The 18606-nt window shown below is 46.4% G+C and carries 14 protein-coding genes; 9 read left to right on the top strand and 5 right to left on the bottom strand.

Features of this window, described 5'->3' with window-relative positions; genetic code table 11:
• Window positions 1-9 precede the first annotated feature (9 nt).
• Window positions 10-1428 carry an efflux transporter outer membrane subunit gene (locus JT717_RS26320; RefSeq protein ID WP_205514216.1) on the top strand — a complete coding sequence of 473 codons (1419 nt, stop codon included), beginning with the start codon at window positions 10-12 and terminating at the stop codon, window positions 1426-1428.
• Window positions 1429-1607: 179 nt separating this feature from the next.
• Here the strand turns inward: JT717_RS26320 and htpG are convergent, their stop codons facing one another.
• Both htpG and JT717_RS26310 read right to left on the bottom strand, forming a co-directional pair.
• Window positions 1608-3506 carry a molecular chaperone HtpG gene (htpG, locus tag JT717_RS26315; protein WP_205514215.1) on the bottom strand — a complete coding sequence of 633 codons (1899 nt, stop codon included), beginning with the start codon at window positions 3504-3506 and terminating at the stop codon, window positions 1608-1610.
• A 216-nt stretch (window positions 3507-3722) separates the two neighbouring features.
• A complete protein-coding gene (locus tag JT717_RS26310) occupies window positions 3723-7016 on the bottom strand; it encodes a T9SS-dependent choice-of-anchor J family protein (RefSeq protein ID WP_205514214.1) in 3294 nt (1097 codons plus the stop codon).
• A 292-nt stretch (window positions 7017-7308) separates the two neighbouring features.
• Here JT717_RS26310 and rpsF point away from each other — a divergent pair, with 292 nt between their 5' ends.
• The 8 genes from rpsF (at window position 7309) to JT717_RS26270 (ending at window position 13988) form a co-directional block, all read left to right on the top strand.
• Entirely contained in the window at window positions 7309-7662 is a 354-nt protein-coding gene (gene rpsF, locus JT717_RS26305) for a 30S ribosomal protein S6 (RefSeq protein WP_205514213.1), read from the top strand.
• 1 nt (window position 7663) lies between these two features.
• On the top strand, window positions 7664-7930 hold the full coding sequence (gene rpsR / locus JT717_RS26300; protein ID WP_205514212.1) for a 30S ribosomal protein S18: 267 nt from the start codon (window positions 7664-7666) through the stop codon (window positions 7928-7930).
• Between the two features lie 9 nt (window positions 7931-7939).
• Window positions 7940-8386 (top strand): 50S ribosomal protein L9, encoded by a 447-nt coding sequence (rplI, locus tag JT717_RS26295; RefSeq protein WP_205514211.1) that lies wholly within the window; start codon window positions 7940-7942, stop codon window positions 8384-8386.
• 375 nt (window positions 8387-8761) lie between these two features.
• Window positions 8762-9127 (top strand): RNA-binding regulator, encoded by a 366-nt coding sequence (gene rbp / locus JT717_RS26290; protein WP_081198473.1) that lies wholly within the window; start codon window positions 8762-8764, stop codon window positions 9125-9127.
• Window positions 9128-9683: 556 nt separating this feature from the next.
• Window positions 9684-11060: an HAD-IB family phosphatase gene (locus tag JT717_RS26285; RefSeq protein ID WP_205514210.1), complete on the top strand. Its 1377-nt coding sequence runs from the start codon at window positions 9684-9686 to the stop codon at window positions 11058-11060.
• Window positions 11061-11126: 66 nt separating this feature from the next.
• Window positions 11127-12005 carry a universal stress protein gene (locus JT717_RS26280; RefSeq protein ID WP_205514209.1) on the top strand — a complete coding sequence of 293 codons (879 nt, stop codon included), beginning with the start codon at window positions 11127-11129 and terminating at the stop codon, window positions 12003-12005.
• Window positions 12006-12603: 598 nt separating this feature from the next.
• Entirely contained in the window at window positions 12604-13635 is a 1032-nt protein-coding gene (locus JT717_RS26275; RefSeq protein ID WP_205514208.1) for a trypsin-like serine peptidase, read from the top strand.
• A complete protein-coding gene (locus tag JT717_RS26270) occupies window positions 13614-13988 on the top strand; it encodes a carboxypeptidase-like regulatory domain-containing protein (RefSeq protein ID WP_205514206.1) in 375 nt (124 codons plus the stop codon). Before JT717_RS26275 ends, JT717_RS26270 begins: the two co-directional genes overlap by 22 nt.
• Window positions 13989-14422: 434 nt before the next feature.
• Here the strand turns inward: JT717_RS26270 and JT717_RS26265 are convergent, their stop codons facing one another.
• The 3 genes from JT717_RS26265 to JT717_RS26255 all read right to left on the bottom strand — a co-directional run bounded on the left by JT717_RS26265 (window position 14423) and on the right by JT717_RS26255 (window position 18297).
• Complete coding sequence (locus tag JT717_RS26265) at window positions 14423-15775, bottom strand: 3-keto-disaccharide hydrolase (RefSeq protein WP_240348442.1); 1353 nt, start codon at window positions 15773-15775, stop codon at window positions 14423-14425.
• Between the two features lie 43 nt (window positions 15776-15818).
• Entirely contained in the window at window positions 15819-17021 is a 1203-nt protein-coding gene (locus tag JT717_RS26260) for a Gfo/Idh/MocA family protein (protein WP_205514204.1), read from the bottom strand.
• A 268-nt stretch (window positions 17022-17289) separates the two neighbouring features.
• Window positions 17290-18297: an FAD:protein FMN transferase gene (locus JT717_RS26255; protein WP_205514203.1), complete on the bottom strand. Its 1008-nt coding sequence runs from the start codon at window positions 18295-18297 to the stop codon at window positions 17290-17292.
• Between the last annotated feature and the right edge of the window lie 309 nt (window positions 18298-18606).

The raw sequence follows: 18606 nt of genomic DNA, 5'->3' as shown, positions 1-18606 counted from the left end.
AAGGAGATAATGCGAAAAAGTAATATCACTATTTATCCTACCCTGGCATTGGTGGCGCTGCTGGCAGCGTGCCGCATGGGAAAAGATTACCAGCGCTCCGATCTTTCCTTACCGGCACAGTTTGCCAATACGACTACAGCACCATCCGATTCCAGTGTGGCAGATATGGAATGGAGAAAGTTCTTTTCAGATCCTACCCTGCAATCACTGATAGGTCATGCATTGGAAAACAGCTTTGATGTACAGCTGGCTGTTAAGCGGGTTGATGAAGCCAGGGCTTACGCCAAACAGGCAAAGGTGAACTGGGCCCCCACCATTCAGGCAACAATCAATGCGTCTACGTCTTTCCCCTCGGAAAATAGTTTCAATGGTTATTTCCTGAAGAACAGCCTGGGTAAAGATCATATTGAAGACTATACATTAGGAGCAGGCCTTACCTGGGAACTGGATATCTGGGGCAAGCTGCGCCGGCAACGCGAAGTAGCGGGCGCCATTTACCAGCAATCTTACGAAGCCAGCCGGGCTGTGCAAACCGCGGTGGTTGCGAGCATTGCCAGCAGTTATTATAACCTGCTGATGCTCGATGCGCAACTGGCCATTGCCAAACGTAACCTGAGCCTGGGCGATTCTATAGTGAACATCATAAAACTGCAGAAAACGGCCGGTGAGGTGAGCGAATTAGCTGTACAACAGGCAACCGCTCAACAACAAACGGCGGCCATCCTGATCCCGCAGCTGGAACAACAGATAGCGATCCAGGAAAATACCATCCGTATCATCAGTGGCGACCAGCCAGGTCCCGTTGCCCGTACTGCCCAACTGAGCAATTATAAAGTATGGGAGCAGTTACCAACCGGCATACCCGCCGCGATGGTAAGCCGCCGTCCCGATGTGCGCAGCAACGAAATGGCGCTCGTGGCCGCCAATGCCCGGGTAGGCGTAGCAGAAGCCAGCTTCTATCCAACATTGACCATTTCAGCCAATGGCGGTCTGAATGCCTGGGAGTTCACCAATTGGTTCAAAATGCCAGCTTCCCTGTTTGCCCTTGGTGCCGGCGGTATCACACAACCGATCTTCCAACGCCGTGCTTTAAAAACACAGTTCGAAGTTGCCAAATTGCAGCGGGATCAGGCTGCCATCAGCTTCCGCCAATCGGCCTACACTGCCATGGGTGAAGTATCCAATGCGCTGGTACGGTTAGAAAAACTGAAGACCCAGTATCAGCTTACCAGCGATAAAGTAAATACGCTGCGCAGCGCTATCGGCAATGCAGAGTTGTTATTTAAAAGCGGACTGGCCAATTACCTGGAAGTGATCACCGCCCAGGGCAATTTGTTACAGGCAGAACTAGACCAGGTAACTGTAGAACGCGATCAGTTGAACGCTATGGTAGAATTGTACCGTTCCCTCGGCGGAGGATGGAAGTGATCATTAGCTGATCAGCTGATTTGCTAATGTGCTAATGAAAACGTACTACTGAAAGACAGGCGAATCGATATAAAAGAAAGGAAATACCTCTGAAAGGACAATTGGTTTAGTAGGTAAAATAAAAAAGCCATCAGTGAATAACTGGTGGCTTTTTTCATATTGTGATCTTCTATCTTTTCCTACTTCACAGTTTCAGCTTCCTGTTGTTTGGTTCCGGCTCCCATCAGATCAACACTGCGATTGATGAAATTGGTCAGGTTACCTCCTTTGAGCAATCCTTGTGATAACAGCGCGAGATCTGCCAGGTTATGAATTACTTTTTCCTGTTTCTGTTTATCATTCTCCTTCAGTACCTGCTGATAGATCGGGTGGTTGCCATTTACTGTAAGCGTTACATCATCGGGCATGTTTGCATAAAAAGCCCCCATTGGGCCGTTCATGGCAGCCATATCTTTCATGCGGCGCATAAACTCAGGCCTTGTAGCCACTACCGGCGGAGCATCGGTGCTTAAGCCTTTCACTTCTACCGTCATATTCAGGCCCGGCATTTTAAGGTCGAACAAACCTTTCAGCGTAGACTCTTCATCCTTACTTAGAACGCTATCGAGGTTTTCCTGTTTGTCAATGAGGTTATCCGCAATATCAGCATCCACCCGGTTAAAATGAACATCGGTCCATTTCATTTCCATCTGGTTAATGAATGAAGGATCGATGAGGGTATCGAGCTTGACAATGATGAAACCTTTGGCTTCTGCGCCCCTGATATAGGCATCCTGCTGAACCAGATCGGTTGTGTACAGGATCACCAGTTTACCGTCTTTGTTCTTTTGCAGGGTTTCAGCGGCCATGCGGTATTCCTCCAGGGTATAGAATTTTTTCTCACCGCTGGCATTCTCGTCAGTGGCTGTGGCCGCCTCAAGCAAATGGAATTTATTACCTCTTTCCAGGAACTTGTCGTCGGTCATCATGCCATACTTCACAAAAAGCCCCAGGCTGTCCCACTTGCCTTCAAATTCTTTTCTTTCTTTATTGAACAGCTCTTCGAGCTTATCGGCCACTTTCTTGGTAATGTGGTTATTGATCTTCTTCACATTGGGATCGCCCTGCAGGTAGCTGCGGCTTACGTTCAATGGAATATCCGGACTGTCGATGACCCCATGTAACAGCATCAGGAACTCAGGCACAATGTCCTTAACCTCGTCGGTAACAAATACCTGGTTGCTGTACAGCTGGATCTTGTCTTTCTGAATTTCGTAGCTCTGTTTTATTTTGGGGAAATACAGAATACCGGTGAGGTTGAATGGATAATCCACATTCAGATGTATCCAGAACAAGGGAGCCTCGTTGTATGGATACAGTTCTTTATAAAAATTCTGGTAATCTTCCGCCGTCAGTTCAGAAGGTTTCTTTTTCCAGGCAGGCTGGGTATTATTGATCGGCTTTCTTTCTTTTTCTTCATTCTTATGCCTGAAATAAATGGGCACGGGCAGAAAGCGGCAGAACCGGTTCAGGATTCCTTCGATACGCATTGCATCCAGGAACTCGGCACTTTCTTCATTGATGTGTAAAACGATATCCGTACCACGATCAGCTTTCTCGGTTTCCTCGAGCATATACTCGGGACTGCCATCACATTCCCACCTGACCGCCGGTGCGTCTTCCCGGAAGCTTTTTGTGAACACTTCTACTTTGTCGCTCACCATAAAGGCCGAGTAAAAACCCAGACCGAACTTACCAATAATGGCGTTCTCATTTTGTCCTTTATACTTTTTTACAAATTCCTCGGCCCCACTGAATGCCACCTGGTTCAGATATTTCTCCACTTCCTCTGCCGACATCCCTATACCACGGTCAGAGATGGTAATGGTCTTCTTTTCCTCATCGAGCTTTACCTCAATGAACAGGTCGCCGACCTCCCCTTTCGCCTCCCCTATGGAAGAAAGCGTCTTCAATTTTTGGGAAGCATCTACGGCGTTACTGATCAACTCCCGCAAAAAGATATCGTGATCGCTATAAAGAAATTTCTTAATGATTGGAAAGATGTTCTCCGTCTGTACCTGAATGGTCCCTTTTTGCATATTGAACGTTTTTGGCAGTTAATATTTTTTTGCTGAACCTTTAACGCTTACACAGAACGCTTAAAATCAGTTTTTTGAGCTTTTGGCGTTGCGCATTGCGCGTTACGCGTTTTGCGTACCAAACAGAGTGCCATTGCCCCCATGGCCCGCAAAATCGGCAAAAATGTCAGCCTGGCAGGCCGCCCAGGTGGCTGACCCGCCAGGTCTGTAGTTGGCTTACTGCTTCACGAACTTGAGGGTATGATGCTCTTCTGCATTCTCTGCACTCAATACATATACACCTGGCGCGAGGCTGTTTAACCTGTTATTCAACTGGAGGTTCAACTGATTGATGGATCCGGCGCCTGCAATCATTACACGCCCATCGACACTGCTTACCCGCATAGTGTAGCTTTTACCGGTTGTATTTATATTGATGCTTGCGTAAGTGCTCACCGGATTGGGTGACAGCACCAGGGCTGCTTTGCGCTCAGTATCCATCCGCACCATTGCTACAGGCGAGCGGGAAAAGCGGCCATCTGCATCCACCTGCTGTAACCGGTAATAGCTGGTACCGGGTAAAGGATTCAGATCTGTGAACTGGTAATGCAGTTTGCTATTGCTGTTTCCTGCCCCTGCTACGCGGCCGATAGCAGTAAAGTTTTTTGCATCGGCAGCACGTTCAATAACAAAGTATTTGTTATGCTGTTCCGTGGCTGTGGTCCAGCTTACCAATACGGTATTACCGCCAGGTTTAGCCGTGAAATCAAGTAATGTGATGGGCAAGGGTCCATTGGGCGCCAATGTTAAGCGGGCAAATACCGGCAGATGGTCAGAAGCCGTGTTAGCGCCATAGCCGGAGATGTATAAGCGGGGATCTTCGATAGCGGCAGAACTATCGATGTAATGTATCCGCAAAGGCTGGCTGATAATAATGTGATCGATCAATCCGGAGCCGCCGATAAAGCTCACTTTGCCGGCGCTATCCAGTGAGCGCGTCAACGGTGCATAACCGGCATTGTCGGCCACAAATGCATTGTATGACGATACACCGGCGCCTGCATATATAGAACCATACAAGCGGTCGTTATAATCGCCAAGGATGATCACGTTATCGTTCCTGTACATCGCATCGAGCGTATCTTTCAATACCTGTGCATCGAACAATCGACGGTTATAGCTGTCGGCATCAGAGGAAGACTTGCCATGAATAACAACCAGCCGTACGGTCTTCGTTTGTCCGTTTATGTTTGCATTGAAAGTGGCCATATAAGGTAAGCGGCCTGAAGCCCAGAAATTGTCATCTACCCGGTTCGAAAGGCCGGCCAGCACACTATCATACATAGCTTCAAACAGCACCCTGGGCGGCTCGGCCGCCGATAAGGTCATAGTAGCGGTGTTATAGATAAAACCGATCTTTTGCGGCGGGAAATTGGGATCAGCCGGCTGGAATGAATACGACCACCGGCTGGAGGTCACCGCCGAATAGCCCGGCAATTTCAACAATAATTCATTTAATGCTGAATCGCTGGACACCTCTTCAAACGCAACAACATCCATATTCAGCCGCCCCATTACAGTGGCGATATTATTGATCTGCGTTGTGATCTTGGCCGGTGTGGCATTATTGGTTGAGTTCGATCCAAAAAAGGCAAGGTTATAACAGGCCACATCAAATGTTTCTGCTTTGGGATACGAAGAACCAGATAAAGCAACACTATTTTCCTGGATACCGGAGCCACTGACCATCAAACTACCTGCGATGTTTAACTTTTTAACTGTAGGTGAAAAACGGATGTACACCGTGGTACCGGCCGCAGCTGTTGCCTGATCGATCAGGAGCGGACCGCTACTGAAATTTACATTGTCGGTTGACAGCTGATACCCGGCGGGTACAGTTAAAGTGATATCATTACCGCCTACCGCCCGTATCGACACCGGTTTGCCGTCGGAATTACCACCCGTTGTTACTTCGCCGAAATTGAGCTCGGCTGGACTTACAGACAATAATGTTGACTTATCTGTAATAGTCACATCGTCTATCGACCAGCGGGCTGCATTTAAGGCCGGTGAAGAAGTGTATTTGAATGCCAGGTATACATTGGGGGCGCTCTTGTATGCGCTCAGGTCAATATTATCAGTTAGGGTCCAGGTAGTAGTGGCGGAACCCGGTGGTGTTGGGAAATTAGCGCTTATTTCGGTCCAGCTAGCAGTGGTTGGACTGCTACTGCCATCATAGTTAGTGGAAACATACAATTGCAAGAGTGGCCCGGTAAATTCGCCCCGGCTGTAAAAGCTTAACACCGGCATGTTGACAATGCCACCCAGGTTCAATGCCGGTGAGATCAGCCAGGCCTCATTGGTTTGTGCGCTGCCCGAAACAAAACCATTTACCGACACCCCATTGGTGCTGTTCCGCCCGAACTGGCTGCAGGCCCATTGCTGTGAACCGGTCGTATTGATCGATAACCAGCCCCCGCCGGGAACTGCGTTTACCGTACAGGAATTAAAAGTAAAGGCCAGCGCTGCCGGATCGATCGCTTCAGCCGACAGGCTGATGTTCTTTGTTACCGCACCTGTACTGGCATTGGTAAGCGTTCCATTGAATATGCCGGCTGCGGTAGGTGCGAACCGTACGAAAATGGTCTTATTGGAAGCATCAGCCACAGGTACGGAAGCTGTTGTTGAGAAATTGATATTGTCTAACGATATGAAGAAAGGAGCAGTTGTAGTAAGTGTTACATCGGCCGTAAGCGCCGAACCGCTTAGAGTATAGGATAAAGTGGAACTTGCATTTACAGCCGTGTTCTGAAAGTTCAATGCAGATGTGCTTACTGTTAACACCGGTACGCCGGAAACAATACCGGCCGAGCCATTGAAGGTTACGTTATCAATACTGAAAGTACCACCGCTGGCTTCCGCGTCCCAGGCATAAAAGCGAAATGTCACCGCCGATGTAAGCCCGGAAAATCCGGTTAAAGTAATAGTGCTGCCATTATTGGCGCCGGTGCTTGCATCCAGTACCTGAAATACATTACCGGCATTTACCAGCAAATTGGCATTGGCCGGGTTTACAGAGGCGGGAAGGTTTGCAGCAAAGCCATCGAGGCTTGATCTTACACTGTAATGCCTGATACCCGTTCCGGAACGCTGCAAGGTAAATGTGATGGAACTAAGATCGATCGAATAACCGGCAGCCGGGCTAAGTGTGACCTCGTAATACTGTGACAGGTTAATGGAGCCTGTAAATGTGCCATTATCGGCATCAGTTGCGCCCAGGGGCCAGCCGGTAAAACTAAAGCGGCTGGCGGCATTGGGATTCGCGCTGAGGGTACTTCCTGCAGGGGCGATGGCTGTAAAAGAGCCAAAGGTTAATCCGGTAGCAACTGGTACTGCGGTAGGATCGGTTCTGCCGGAGCTTGTTGAAACGCTCCCGAAAGCGTACAGTCCTGAAAAAGTTTGACCAAACGTAAAAAAGGATAAAGCTAGCCCTGGCAATAGCAGGCCAAGCCGGAGTAAAAATTTACCCATAAACTGTGGTTGATTAGAAAATTAATTGATAATGAAGCCTTTCTACGGTATAACAGTGGGGGCAAGCCAAGGGATATGGACTTTCTATGCGGAACAAATCTACCAGCTTTCAGGAAGCAGCTTTATTACCAAATAATTAAGTTATCGTTTTTTTACACGTATTGAGGCTATTTTTGAGATTTAATTAATCTGTATCCGTCCCCTCTTTTTCAAGCTATTTGCCCGTTTCGCCGGATTGTCCTACTTTTGCAGCCCATTTTAAAATTATTTTTTAACCAACAAACAGGGATCAATGAACAATTACGAATTGATGGTGATTTTTACCCCTGTGCTTTCTGACGACGATTTCAAAGCGTCTCAGAAAAAATACACCGACTTTATCAAAGGTATCGGCGGTGAAATAGTGCACGAAAATCCCTGGGGATTAAAATCACTGGCGTATCCGATCCAGAAAAAGACCACTGGTCTGTACTGGGTAATGGAGTACAAAGCGCCATCCAACCTCAATGAGCAATTGAAAATTCAATTGCTGCGTGACGACAATGTGCTGCGTCACATGTTCACTGTGCTCGATAAATACGCCGTCGAGTACAATGGTAAGAAGAGAAGTGGTGTACCTACAGGAACTGAAAAAGTAGAGTTATAGTATGGCAAAAGCAAATGAGATCAAATACCTGACCGCCATTAAAACCGAGAAGCCGCGTAAGAAATTCTGCCGCTTCAAGAAATATGGCATCAAGTATGTCGACTACAAGGACGCTGAGTTCCTGAAAAAATTTCTTAACGAACAAGGTAAATTACTGCCTCGCCGTATTACCGGTAATTCTTTGAAATACCAGCGTAAAGTGGCACAAGCAGTAAAGAAAGCCCGTCAAATGGCTTTATTGCCGTACGTAACTGACCTTTTAAAGTAGGAGGACACCATGGAAATAATACTGATTCAAGACGTAGACAATCTGGGTGCTGCCAACGAGGTAGTTAAAGTACGTAATGGCTATGCCCGTAACTTTCTTATTCCACGCAAGTTTGCAGTAGAAGCCAGTCCTTCTAACCTCAAACAATTAGAGGAAAAAAGAAAGCAGATTGAAAAGAAAGAAAAGCAGATGTTATCTGCTATCAATGAGGTGATCGCTAAACTGAAAGAAGGCGCCCTGAAGATCGGAGCTAAATCCGGAACCAGCGGCAAGATCTTCGGTAGCGTTACTTCCCTGCAGCTTAGCCGCGCCATTCGCGAGCAAAAAGGTTATGAGATCGATCGTAAGAAGATCACTCTGCCTGATGAAGTAAAAGAACTGGGCGCTTATAAAGCTACCATCGATTTCGGCAATGGTCACAGCACCGAGCTGGAATTTGAAGTAGTGGCCGAGTAATACGTTCCCACTTCAATAAAACAGAGCCTTTTCTGCCACCGCGCAGGAAAGGCTTTTCTTTTAGGGATATGTATAATTTTACATATCTGCCCTATTCCCCAAACAGTGGTCGCAGGGGCAGGTTTATTGAAATACCCCTATTGCGTCTTAAGTACTTATCTTAAACCAATTACGTAATTTCTGCAAACCCGCACCCTTATTGGATGGGGGATTTTTTTTATTGTTTAAATCAAATTATTTCTCCTATCTTCATGTTTAGATTAATGTCTTAGTTCTCATGTTCTGCAGTGTCTTACCTGTTTTTCGGTTTCCTCAGTTCATTGTAGCAACTATTGCCATTATCCTTTTTTTCAGAACACTAAAATTTTCGTTACAATGAACATCTATGTAGGGAACCTCTCCTGGCAAATGACCGATGAGGATTTAAGAACCCTGTTCGAGCAGTACGGCTCAGTTACTTCTGCTAAGATTGTTAAAGACAAAACCAGCGGACGTAGCAAAGGTTTTGGATTCGTAGAAATGCCTGAGGACGGCGAAGCTCAAAACGCGCTGACCAGCTTATACGAGTCTGAAGTTTTAGGCCGTAAGATTATCGTCAACGAAGCTCAACCAAAACCACAAGGTGGCGGTGGCGGCGGATTCAAAAAACGCAGCTTCGGCGGCGGCGGCGGCGGTGGTGGCTACAAAAAAGGTGGCTACAATCGCGGCGGTGGCGGCGGTGGATACAACAGAGATTATTAATAACACAATCGCAACGACTTAATATAAATCCTTCCGGAGCTCCGGAAGGATTTTTTTTGCCCCTAACCCCCGGGCACCCTAAATGGGAATCTTAAACTCAGCTTCATCTTCATATTTCGTTTACATCGGTTTCTGCAGGCAGTTACATCGCAGCATGAGCACCTATAATAACGTTCAATTTTCACGCTCTTGAATCTTTTTAATAGCCTTCTCGCATTATCGCTTCGGCATTGGAAGGTCAAAATACTTTTCCCATTTAAGCGGCTGGAGGAATGCTTGTCGGATGCGGCACATCCTTTTTATTAATACAGTTTTAATAGCATATTAACGCTCAGTCAATATTAGGAATTGATCTTCAACGTAGGGAAAACAGCTTACCGGAGCGTCACATGTGGATTTTTCCCCACATAAAGGAATTTTAATGCCTGGCAGAAGGAAAGGCACAGCTTTTGCCTCTAAACCAGTGCACATCGGATATACGGCCAGGTAGGCACTATATAAGGACTGATTTTCCTCGAATCACTTACACACTGTAGAAACAATAAACCGGAGAAATATGCTAACTGTAATTATACCCGTTTTAAACGAAGAGAAAACGATTGGTAATGTAGTTCGCTTTTGCCAGCAATTTCAGCTGGTAACAGAGATCATTGTAGTTGACGACAAGTCGGAAGATAACACGGTTAAAATAGCCGAAGAAGCCGGCGCCCGGGTTATTATCAGCCAGGTAAGGGGTAAGGGTATTTCCATGAAAGATGGCATTGCAAAAGCTACTAACGAGTTTATCATATTCCTGGACGGGGATATTGACCCATATCCGGAAGGCACCATCACCAACCTGGCCGCTCCCCTGCTGGCCGATGAAGCCGATTTTGTGAAAGGAAGTTTTGCCCGTAATGCAGGCCGCGTAACCGAACTGGTAGCAAAACCGCTGCTCAATATCTTTTATCCCGGCCTCTCGCATTTTTCACAGCCCCTCAGCGGCATGATCGCCGGGAAAAAGTCATATTTCAAAAAAATAGATTTCTTTAATGACTATGGTGTAGACATAGGCATTCTGATAGATATGTACCTGATGAAGGCAAGGGTAACCGAAGTGAATATCGGGTACATAGAAAATAAAAGCAAACCCTGGCAGGCGCTGGGAAAAATGAGTAAGGAAGTGTCCCGGGCCATCATCAGTAAGGCGCAGTTACAACAACCCGAGGAGATCAGTGAAGAAGAGATCCATTCGTTGGAAACCATTAACCGCGAAATGAACAAAACGCTGCGGGAAAAGCTATCCGGCTTTCACAAAATGGCTATCTTCGACATGGACGATACCATTCTACAGGGCAGGTTCATCGATGCCTGTGCAACGGCTTTTGGCTTTACCGCCAAACTCGAAGACCTGCGGGCCCGCGAAAAAGACCCCATCATCCTTACCAAACGTATCGGTTCTTTTCTCAAAGGCCGCACAATGGATGAACTGCTGCATGTAGCCAGCCAGATCGAAATGGTAAGCGATATAAAAGAAGTCGTAAAAGAATTGAAGAACCAGGGCTACATCATTGGCATTATCAGCAACAGCTACACCCTCATCACCAATTTCGTACGGCAAAAAATAGGAGCTGATTTCTCCTATGCCAACCAACTTGAATTCTTCGAAGGAAAAGTTACAGGCGAGATCAATCTGCCTTCTTATTTCTTTGGTTCACCCGAAAGCGTATGCGGGCACTCCTATTGCAAGACCAATGCCCTTCAATATGCCTGTGAAAAATACAATGTGCCCATGCAGGCCTGTATTGCCGTAGGCGACAGCCGCGACGACCGTTGCATGGTAGGCCATGCCGGTAAAGGCGTATCCTTTTGCACCAAAGATGAATTACTCGAAACCATTGCGTCTACCAATATCCGGGAAAGTAGTTTTCAATCGCTCCTGGCGCTGGCATAAGCTCCACGCACCATGAGCACCTGACATATTAACCACATTTCTAACAGTAAACCAAAAACGAAATCTATGCCAGGCAAATTATATAACATTCTGGTGCCGGTTGATTTCTCCGGCCGCAGCAAATGGGCCATCACCAAAGCCATTGAACTGGCGAACACCTTCCAATGCAATATTCACCTGGTACATGTGGTATCGAAGAACCTGCTGCCATTAGTACCTGTAGATGCCAGCATGCTGCTCCCTTACGACATCACTGCCGATCTGAAAAATGCCCGTAAAAAACTGGAGATCCTTAAAGAAACCTATCAACACCATTTGTGTGGGGAAGGTAAGATCGAGATCAGTTTATTACAGGGCCGGCCCAGTCAGCAACTGGTGAAATACATTGAGCAGTACAATATGGACCTGGTTGTAGTAGGGCTGTCGAAATTCAATCTCATACATCGCATCTTATCTTCCGTTTCTATCAGCCAGCTGGCCCGCAAGACCAACGTTCCGGCGCTGGCCATTCGCTCGAGCGGATTGGTAAGCCATTTCAAAAAGATCGTATTACCGTTAACCAACGAAGTACCGGTACGCCGCATTAAATTTGCCACTATGCTGGCCCGTACCTTTCAAAGCACGGTATACCTGGTTAGTTTGCGTAAAGATGACAACGCTGCAGAAATGGTGTTGAATAAAACACTGGAAGTAATACAAAGCCTGAGCACTATTCCCGTGCAATGCTTTTTACTGGAAGGAAAGAACCTGGCCAAAAGCACACTTGATTTTTCAAAACGCATCAACGCCGACCTCATCATGGCCAATCCGTTGAAAGAATTTCATATGCCTGGCTGGTGGAACCGGATAACCCGTAAACTATTATCCTATGGTTCAAAGATCCCGGTGATCACCGTTGATAAGAATGTCGACAAAAACAATGAACCGGCATCCAAATCTTCCTGAAACTCGTTTTTTTTTATAGATAAAGAAAAGGTCTTCCTCAAATCGGAAGACCTTTCGTGTTTAAACATGGCAAAAACATTGACATTGATCATTGCTATAACGGTATCGCAGCTATGTAATTAATACAACACATTGCTCTTCCCAATTATTTTATATAAAAAGGAAAAGAATATAAAGTTTACTCTATATCTTTAAAAGGTGAAGTGGAGGGTAGTAGTATTTGTAAGGATATTAATTACGTAAACCATAACCGTCCAAATTGTTGATTTCACCTCATAAGAAGGCCTATGAGGGACTACAGAGGTAACCACCTCCCATCATTATCCGAAATACATAAAGGCTCTGACAAAACTCGCGCTGAACTTTGCTTCGGGTAATGGACAGCCAGTACACGGTATCTCTCAACAAATCATCTTCTCCGTTCCCCCAGGTTATGTGGTTTGAATGTAATGAAAGGTTTCTGACTGATCATTTAATGGCGTTGTATGCACCGCCCTGTTAACCACAGGACAGGCTGCATTATTTTATCGGATAAGTAGAACTGCTGCTTTGCCCGGCCGCTTCATCACTTCATTACAATAACCAAAAAAACTAATTTATGAAGCCAAAGACTTTCTCTGAAACACTGCGGTCACCCAAGAATGGTAATGACAAAGAACCATTGGTAGGCACAGCGCCAAACCCAAGCATGATTGAGAACTTGCCAGGTCAGTCATACATGGGAATGGAATCAGATACTGAAACAGAAATCGAGCATGTTGAAGGCTTTAAAATTACCAAACCGGGAGAGGCCGATAAGGAAATGTATAACAGGCTCAATACCGAAAACGAACAGGAGTTTTCAACCGGTTTGGAAGAAGCCGGCACAGAGGTACCGGAGGAAGAAGGAGAAGGCGCATTTACCCGGGATGCTTTCTTTGCCAGCTATCCTGAATTGTATGAGAAAAGCTTATCAGAAGTAATTATCGGAACCGATGACCGCGTTCGCATTTCTCCCACGACTTCATTCCCCTGGCGGGCTATTTGTTCCTTACGCATTACAGCACAAAATGGCGCCCGCTTTATTGGCACTGGCTGGCTGGTAGCTCCCCGCACCGTGATCACTGCCGGGCACTGCGTATACCTGCATGCTCAGGGTGGCTGGCCAAAGAGCATTGAAGTAATCCCCGGCTTAAATGATGCCACAAGGCCATATGGCTCTTATGTAGGCACATCATTCAGAAGCGTTTCAGGCTGGGTTAATGACAAGAAAAGAGAATATGACTATGGTTGTATCATTTTACCCCGCACTGCCCGCCCCGGCGATAAAACCGGTGTATTTGGCTTTGCCGTAAAGGATAATCCATACCTGCTTAACGCTTACCTGAACCTGAGTGGTTATCCCGGCGATAAAGGCGGCAATCAGCAATGGTTCATGGCCCGTAAAGCAAAATCAGTGGCTCCCCGGGTTATTTATTATGAAATAGATACCATGGGCGGACAAAGTGGTTCTCCCGTTTGGGTGAAGGTCGGAAATTCCCGCTATGCAGTTGGTATCCATACCAATGGTTTGATCACCGGCAATTCAGCAACAAGAATTGTTCAGCCCGTGTTCAATAATATTCAGGCATGGAAGAATCTCGGCATGTAAATAATCAAAACAGGAAGGGATGGCTGGCGATCAGTTTCATCCTTTCCTGTTTTTTAATTGGATACTGGTTGATCAAAAACAACAATTTAAATATGCCATCCGCTACTACCAGCGTAAGAGGGGTGTTGTACAGATCAGCAACAGGGGCGCCCGTGGAAGGCGCTATTGTAATGATCGCCGAAGGAAGTTATGAACATCCCGATATTGCCGCGCAAACCGATGACCAGGGCAATTTTTCCCTGCCCGAACTGCAGGTTCCAGGCACCTATACTTTGCTAATTAACTATAGCAATCAGTCAAAAAGATTAACTGTTAACATTACAAAAGACAGTGTGCTCAGAATACCATTGTAAAACAGACACTTATTAATACTCATCCCGCTTTCCGTGCAATGACCTTGCTGTTGCCGATGTTTTTTTATTGATAACTGACAGATTTTTTCCAGCTTTAGCACCCTTTAGCACCGCCAGAACCATCCTGCTCCATCTGTTTTTTCGCTGTCGTTGCATGCCTTTACATCGTAATATCCCCATCTTTTCAACTTTTTCTAGGAGTTACTATTTATTCCTGCAAAATCTTTATGGCAATCTATTTTTTGTTTGCGTATTAATTTGCAACTTTGCAGTAGGATAAGGTTTAATGGTTAATGGTATTTGATTAGTGTAGGGTCGCCTGTAAAAAGGCGACCTTTCTTTTTTACGGAAACGCGAACACATAATGCAGCTTCGCCAAAAAAAAATACCCCGGCGATTGCTCACCAGGGTATCTACTGTTTAAAGGCTTATAGCTACTTTAATTCCTTTATTTTAATACTTCTGAAACTTACCTCATTGCCATGATCCTGGATCAGGATATGGCCTTTAGGCGCCTCTCCAAAATTCTTCCAAACTTTATACTTGCTTTGGGCTACCAGTTCGCGAAATGCCGGTGAGCCGCGGTCGTATTCTACGACTTTTACGCCATTCAGGTAATGCACCACATGGTTATTGGGATATACAACTACCCGGCCTGTATTCCATTGACCCGGTTGGCGAATGAACCGCTTTTGTTTGTCGGCTTTGATGAGGTCGTACAAAGAGGCCAGAGTGCGATTGCCATTCCGGCCCAGTTTAGCATCGGGATGCAGGGTGTCGTCCAGCACCTGGTATTCGAGCCCGATCGCAGAACCCGCATTATTTTCCGACAAGGTCACGAAGTATTTGACCCCGCTATTGGCGCCGGGTGTTAATTTAAAATCGAACGACAGATCAAATGCGCTGAACTGATCTTTGGTAACGATATCTCCTCCGTTGGTTGATTCACCGCCGGCTGCCGATTGTACATTCAATGTGCCGTCTTTTATTGCCCAGCCTTTTTCAGGGAAGGTCTTCTTATACGCCCCTACCCAGCCATTGGTGGTCTTCCCGTCGAAGAGCAGCTTCCAGCCATCGCTTTTTTCGTAAGCCGACAGGTTATTGGGAATATAGTTGGCGACATAAACGCCTTTTGCGAATGACGCAGGTTTCAGATCACCGGTTTTGATACGGATATTGCGCCAATAGATCTTTTTGCCCGCCAGGTCACCTTTGTTAATAGCGTGCACCTGCAGGGCAATAAATCCGCTTTTGTCAACGGTATCGATCACGTACGCAGCAGCTTTGTCATTTACCCAGGTCCTGATATTATTACCAATGCACTCCACCCTTACCTTGTTGTATTCTCCGGTTTTAAAAGCGTTTTGTCCGGCCGGGTTTAACGACAGGGGATATAACCAGTCGCGGCGGGCTTCATCATATATTCCACCCGTCCAGCGGCGCGAAGAGGGGTCCAGTTCAAACTGGTAACCATATACCCGGCCTTTGCCACCGCGGCCATTGCTCATTTCAGGATCATAATGGCTTCTGAACTGAATACCTGAGTTGGAAGTGGTGTCTTCAATCTTTACTTCCAATTCCAGTACAAAATCGCCATATTCTTTTTCGGTAACCAGGAAGGTGTTGGGTGTATTCGGAACAGTGATACCCACGATAGCACCTTCTTCAACTTTGTACTCCGCTTCACCGGAGATCTTTTTCCAGCCATTCAATGTTTTTCCATCGAAGAGATTCGTCCATCCATTGCCCGATTGGGCAGAAACTACAGTCGCTGATACAAGAGCCAAAAGTACGCAGGAGAGTTTTTTCATATGTCAGTTAAAATAATGATTACAATAGATTATAAGCCGGTTTCCATTTTTCGATCGTATGATTGAAGATAGCCTGGTTTGCCAATGCTACACAAATAGCGGTGGTAGCGCCGGTCAGAATATTGGAGGTGGGCATCTTTTTTTCGGTAACCGCCGTATAGAATTCCAGCAATGCATACCAGGTGCCATCTTTCGTGGGTTCTTTCAGAATATTGATACCGCCTTCTTTATTCCATTCTATTTTGGTAGCGCCTGTAACACCATCAACGGTTTGCAGTTCTTTTTTGGTAGTAGACTCGGGATAATAAACCCCTTCATGCATCAATAAATGCACAGCGCCCTTGGTGCCTTTTATTTTGAAAATATAACCGTCATGTGCATTGCCGCAGGTGGAACCGAAATTTCCGATCATATTCTCTTTGCCATAGCGCAACATCACCTGTACATTATCGTAAGTTTCGCGGCCGTCTTTATAGAAGTCGATGCCACCCGTTCCCATTACTTCGTCGGGATGGGTATTGAATGCCCAGTTGATGAAGTCCATCTGATGCGATAGTAATTCGGCGGGCAAACCACCGGAATAAGCTTTATACATTCGCCAGTTCACCTGTTTATCGGTATAACCGGCAGGTACAGCCCGGCGCCAGTTCCAGTTGCGATCCCAACGGCAATCGAGCTGCGTAACTTTTCCGAGATACCCTTTTTCGATCATCTCCTTCACCTTAAAGTACAACGGGGTGGAGCGGTATTGGTGCCCTATTTGCACTGTCAGATTGGGATGCGCTTTTGATATTTTGACCAGGTCAAGGGCCTGGTCAATGGAATAGGTCATCGCTTTTTCGAGGTAGATATGTTTACCAGCCAGCAATGCATCTTTGGCGATCTGATAATGTTCACTGAGCGTGGTAGCGATGACGACAGCATGCACCGACCTGTCATCGAGCAGTTTGCGGTAATCTTTGTAAACGGCGGGTGTTATAGTTGGACTGGCCTTCTTCGCGTTTTCAATGCGAAAATCGAGCACATCGCATACGGCGGTTATAGTAAACCGGTCGGTAAGGTCATTAAGCATTTTCATAATACCTGTGCCGCGGTCGCCGCAACCGATTATGCCGATATTGATCTTTTCTGCGGGGCCGGCCATTGCCTGCAGCCATTGATTGGAGAAGAACAGGCCACCGGCCAGTAATCCAGACTGTTTAATGAAATGACGTCTGCTCATATAACAAAGCAAAAGTTTTTATTTTGACGATAAATGGGAATTCTGCCCTTGTATAAGTAGTAAAATTCTTTTTATCGGCTGCATCTTAGCAACAATTTAATTTAGCGCTCAAGGCTTAAAGGCGAAAGCCAAAGGCGAAAAGCATTCGAATCTAAGATCTCAAGTTCCAGGCTGCCGCCAGCCAGCACGCAACTTCCACCTTACGGCAGACGCTTTATGCGTTTTGCGTTTCCCGTTCAACGTTCCGCCCTGGAGCCCCTTCCCCTTTTCAGCGCTGGGTTTTCTGGAGCAATTTATAGAACCGGCTTGAAGCCGTATCTGCGATGCTGCCCCCGGGCGTACGGTATATGAAGTGAGCGGCCAGATCATTGCGTTTTTCAACAAATTGCAACGCTTTCTTCAAACCCATTATCATCAGCGCATTGTCGTAGGCATCGGCTGTAATGGCATCGCGGGCGAAAACAGTCACACTGATCAGCTCATTTTGCGCCGGATAACCGGTACGCGGATTTATGAGGTGGCTGATCTTCTTGCCTTCGCTTTCATAAAATTTCCTGTAGCTGCCGGATGTGGTAATGGCGCCGCTGTCAACAGCAATGATCTTCTGGATCATCGACAACTCGAAATCATTCTCGCCGGGTGCTTCGATCCCGATCTTCATTTTCTCGCCCTCAGGTTGTTTATGTCCCTTAACCCGGATCTCCCCACCCAGTTCCACCAGATAGTTTTGAATGCCGTTTGCTTCCAGAAATCGGGCGATGACGTCAACGGTGTATCCCTGGGCTATACCGTTCACATCTATCTGCGTGCAGGTCTTCTTCTTCTGTAAGGTGTTTCCCTTTGTATAGAGGTTTAATGAGCTTACACAGGCTCTTAAGGCCCGGATAGCAGTTGAATCGGGCAGGCCGGATACTTTCTTTGGCCCGAAGCCCCAGGCCTGCACAAGGGGCTGAACGGTTATATCGAATATCCCGCCGGTTTGCCGGTAAGTGTCTATAGATTTATTATATACGATCTGGAGGTGTTTATCCATTACAATGCCCTTGCCTGAATTATTGAATTGTGTAATGAGGGATTGAGGATTGTAAATGGAAAGGGAGCTATCGATCCTTTGCAGGATGCTATCGATCTGGTGCTGGCTGACGGTGCTGTCTCTGGCGTACCAGGTAATAAGGTAGGTAGTACCCTGGGCTTTCCCATTGATCTGGATCTTTCGCCAGGCTGGTTGATGAATGAAAGCGGTACAGGTAAATAACAGCACGCATAAGTAACGCATGTTACAAATGTATGGAAAACAGTTATGCGTAAAGTGGCTGATTAATAAGCTAGGTTGGCAATTTGCCGGTTGCCAGTTACCGGTTGCCGGTTACAGCGGTACCGGTTACAGGTTTCAGGTTGCAGGGGATTATACTTTGCTGGGTGGGATAGAGTAGACTTGTCGTTTTTGCGGGAGCAGGGGTTCGGCTAGCGTACCGCATTCAGCGGCCTGTAGATTCAGCAGGTGTATAAAAGCAAAAAGCCTCTCAGACACAAATCTGAAAGGCTTTTTAATAAATATGGCAACTACCTACTCTCCCGCATTGTG

This window comes from Longitalea arenae (assembly GCF_016924755.1).
Lineage (GTDB): Bacteria > Bacteroidota > Bacteroidia > Chitinophagales > Chitinophagaceae > Niastella > Niastella arenae.
The sequence above is the reverse complement of the archived record's forward strand: the minus strand, read 5'-3'. Positions and strand labels throughout refer to the sequence as shown.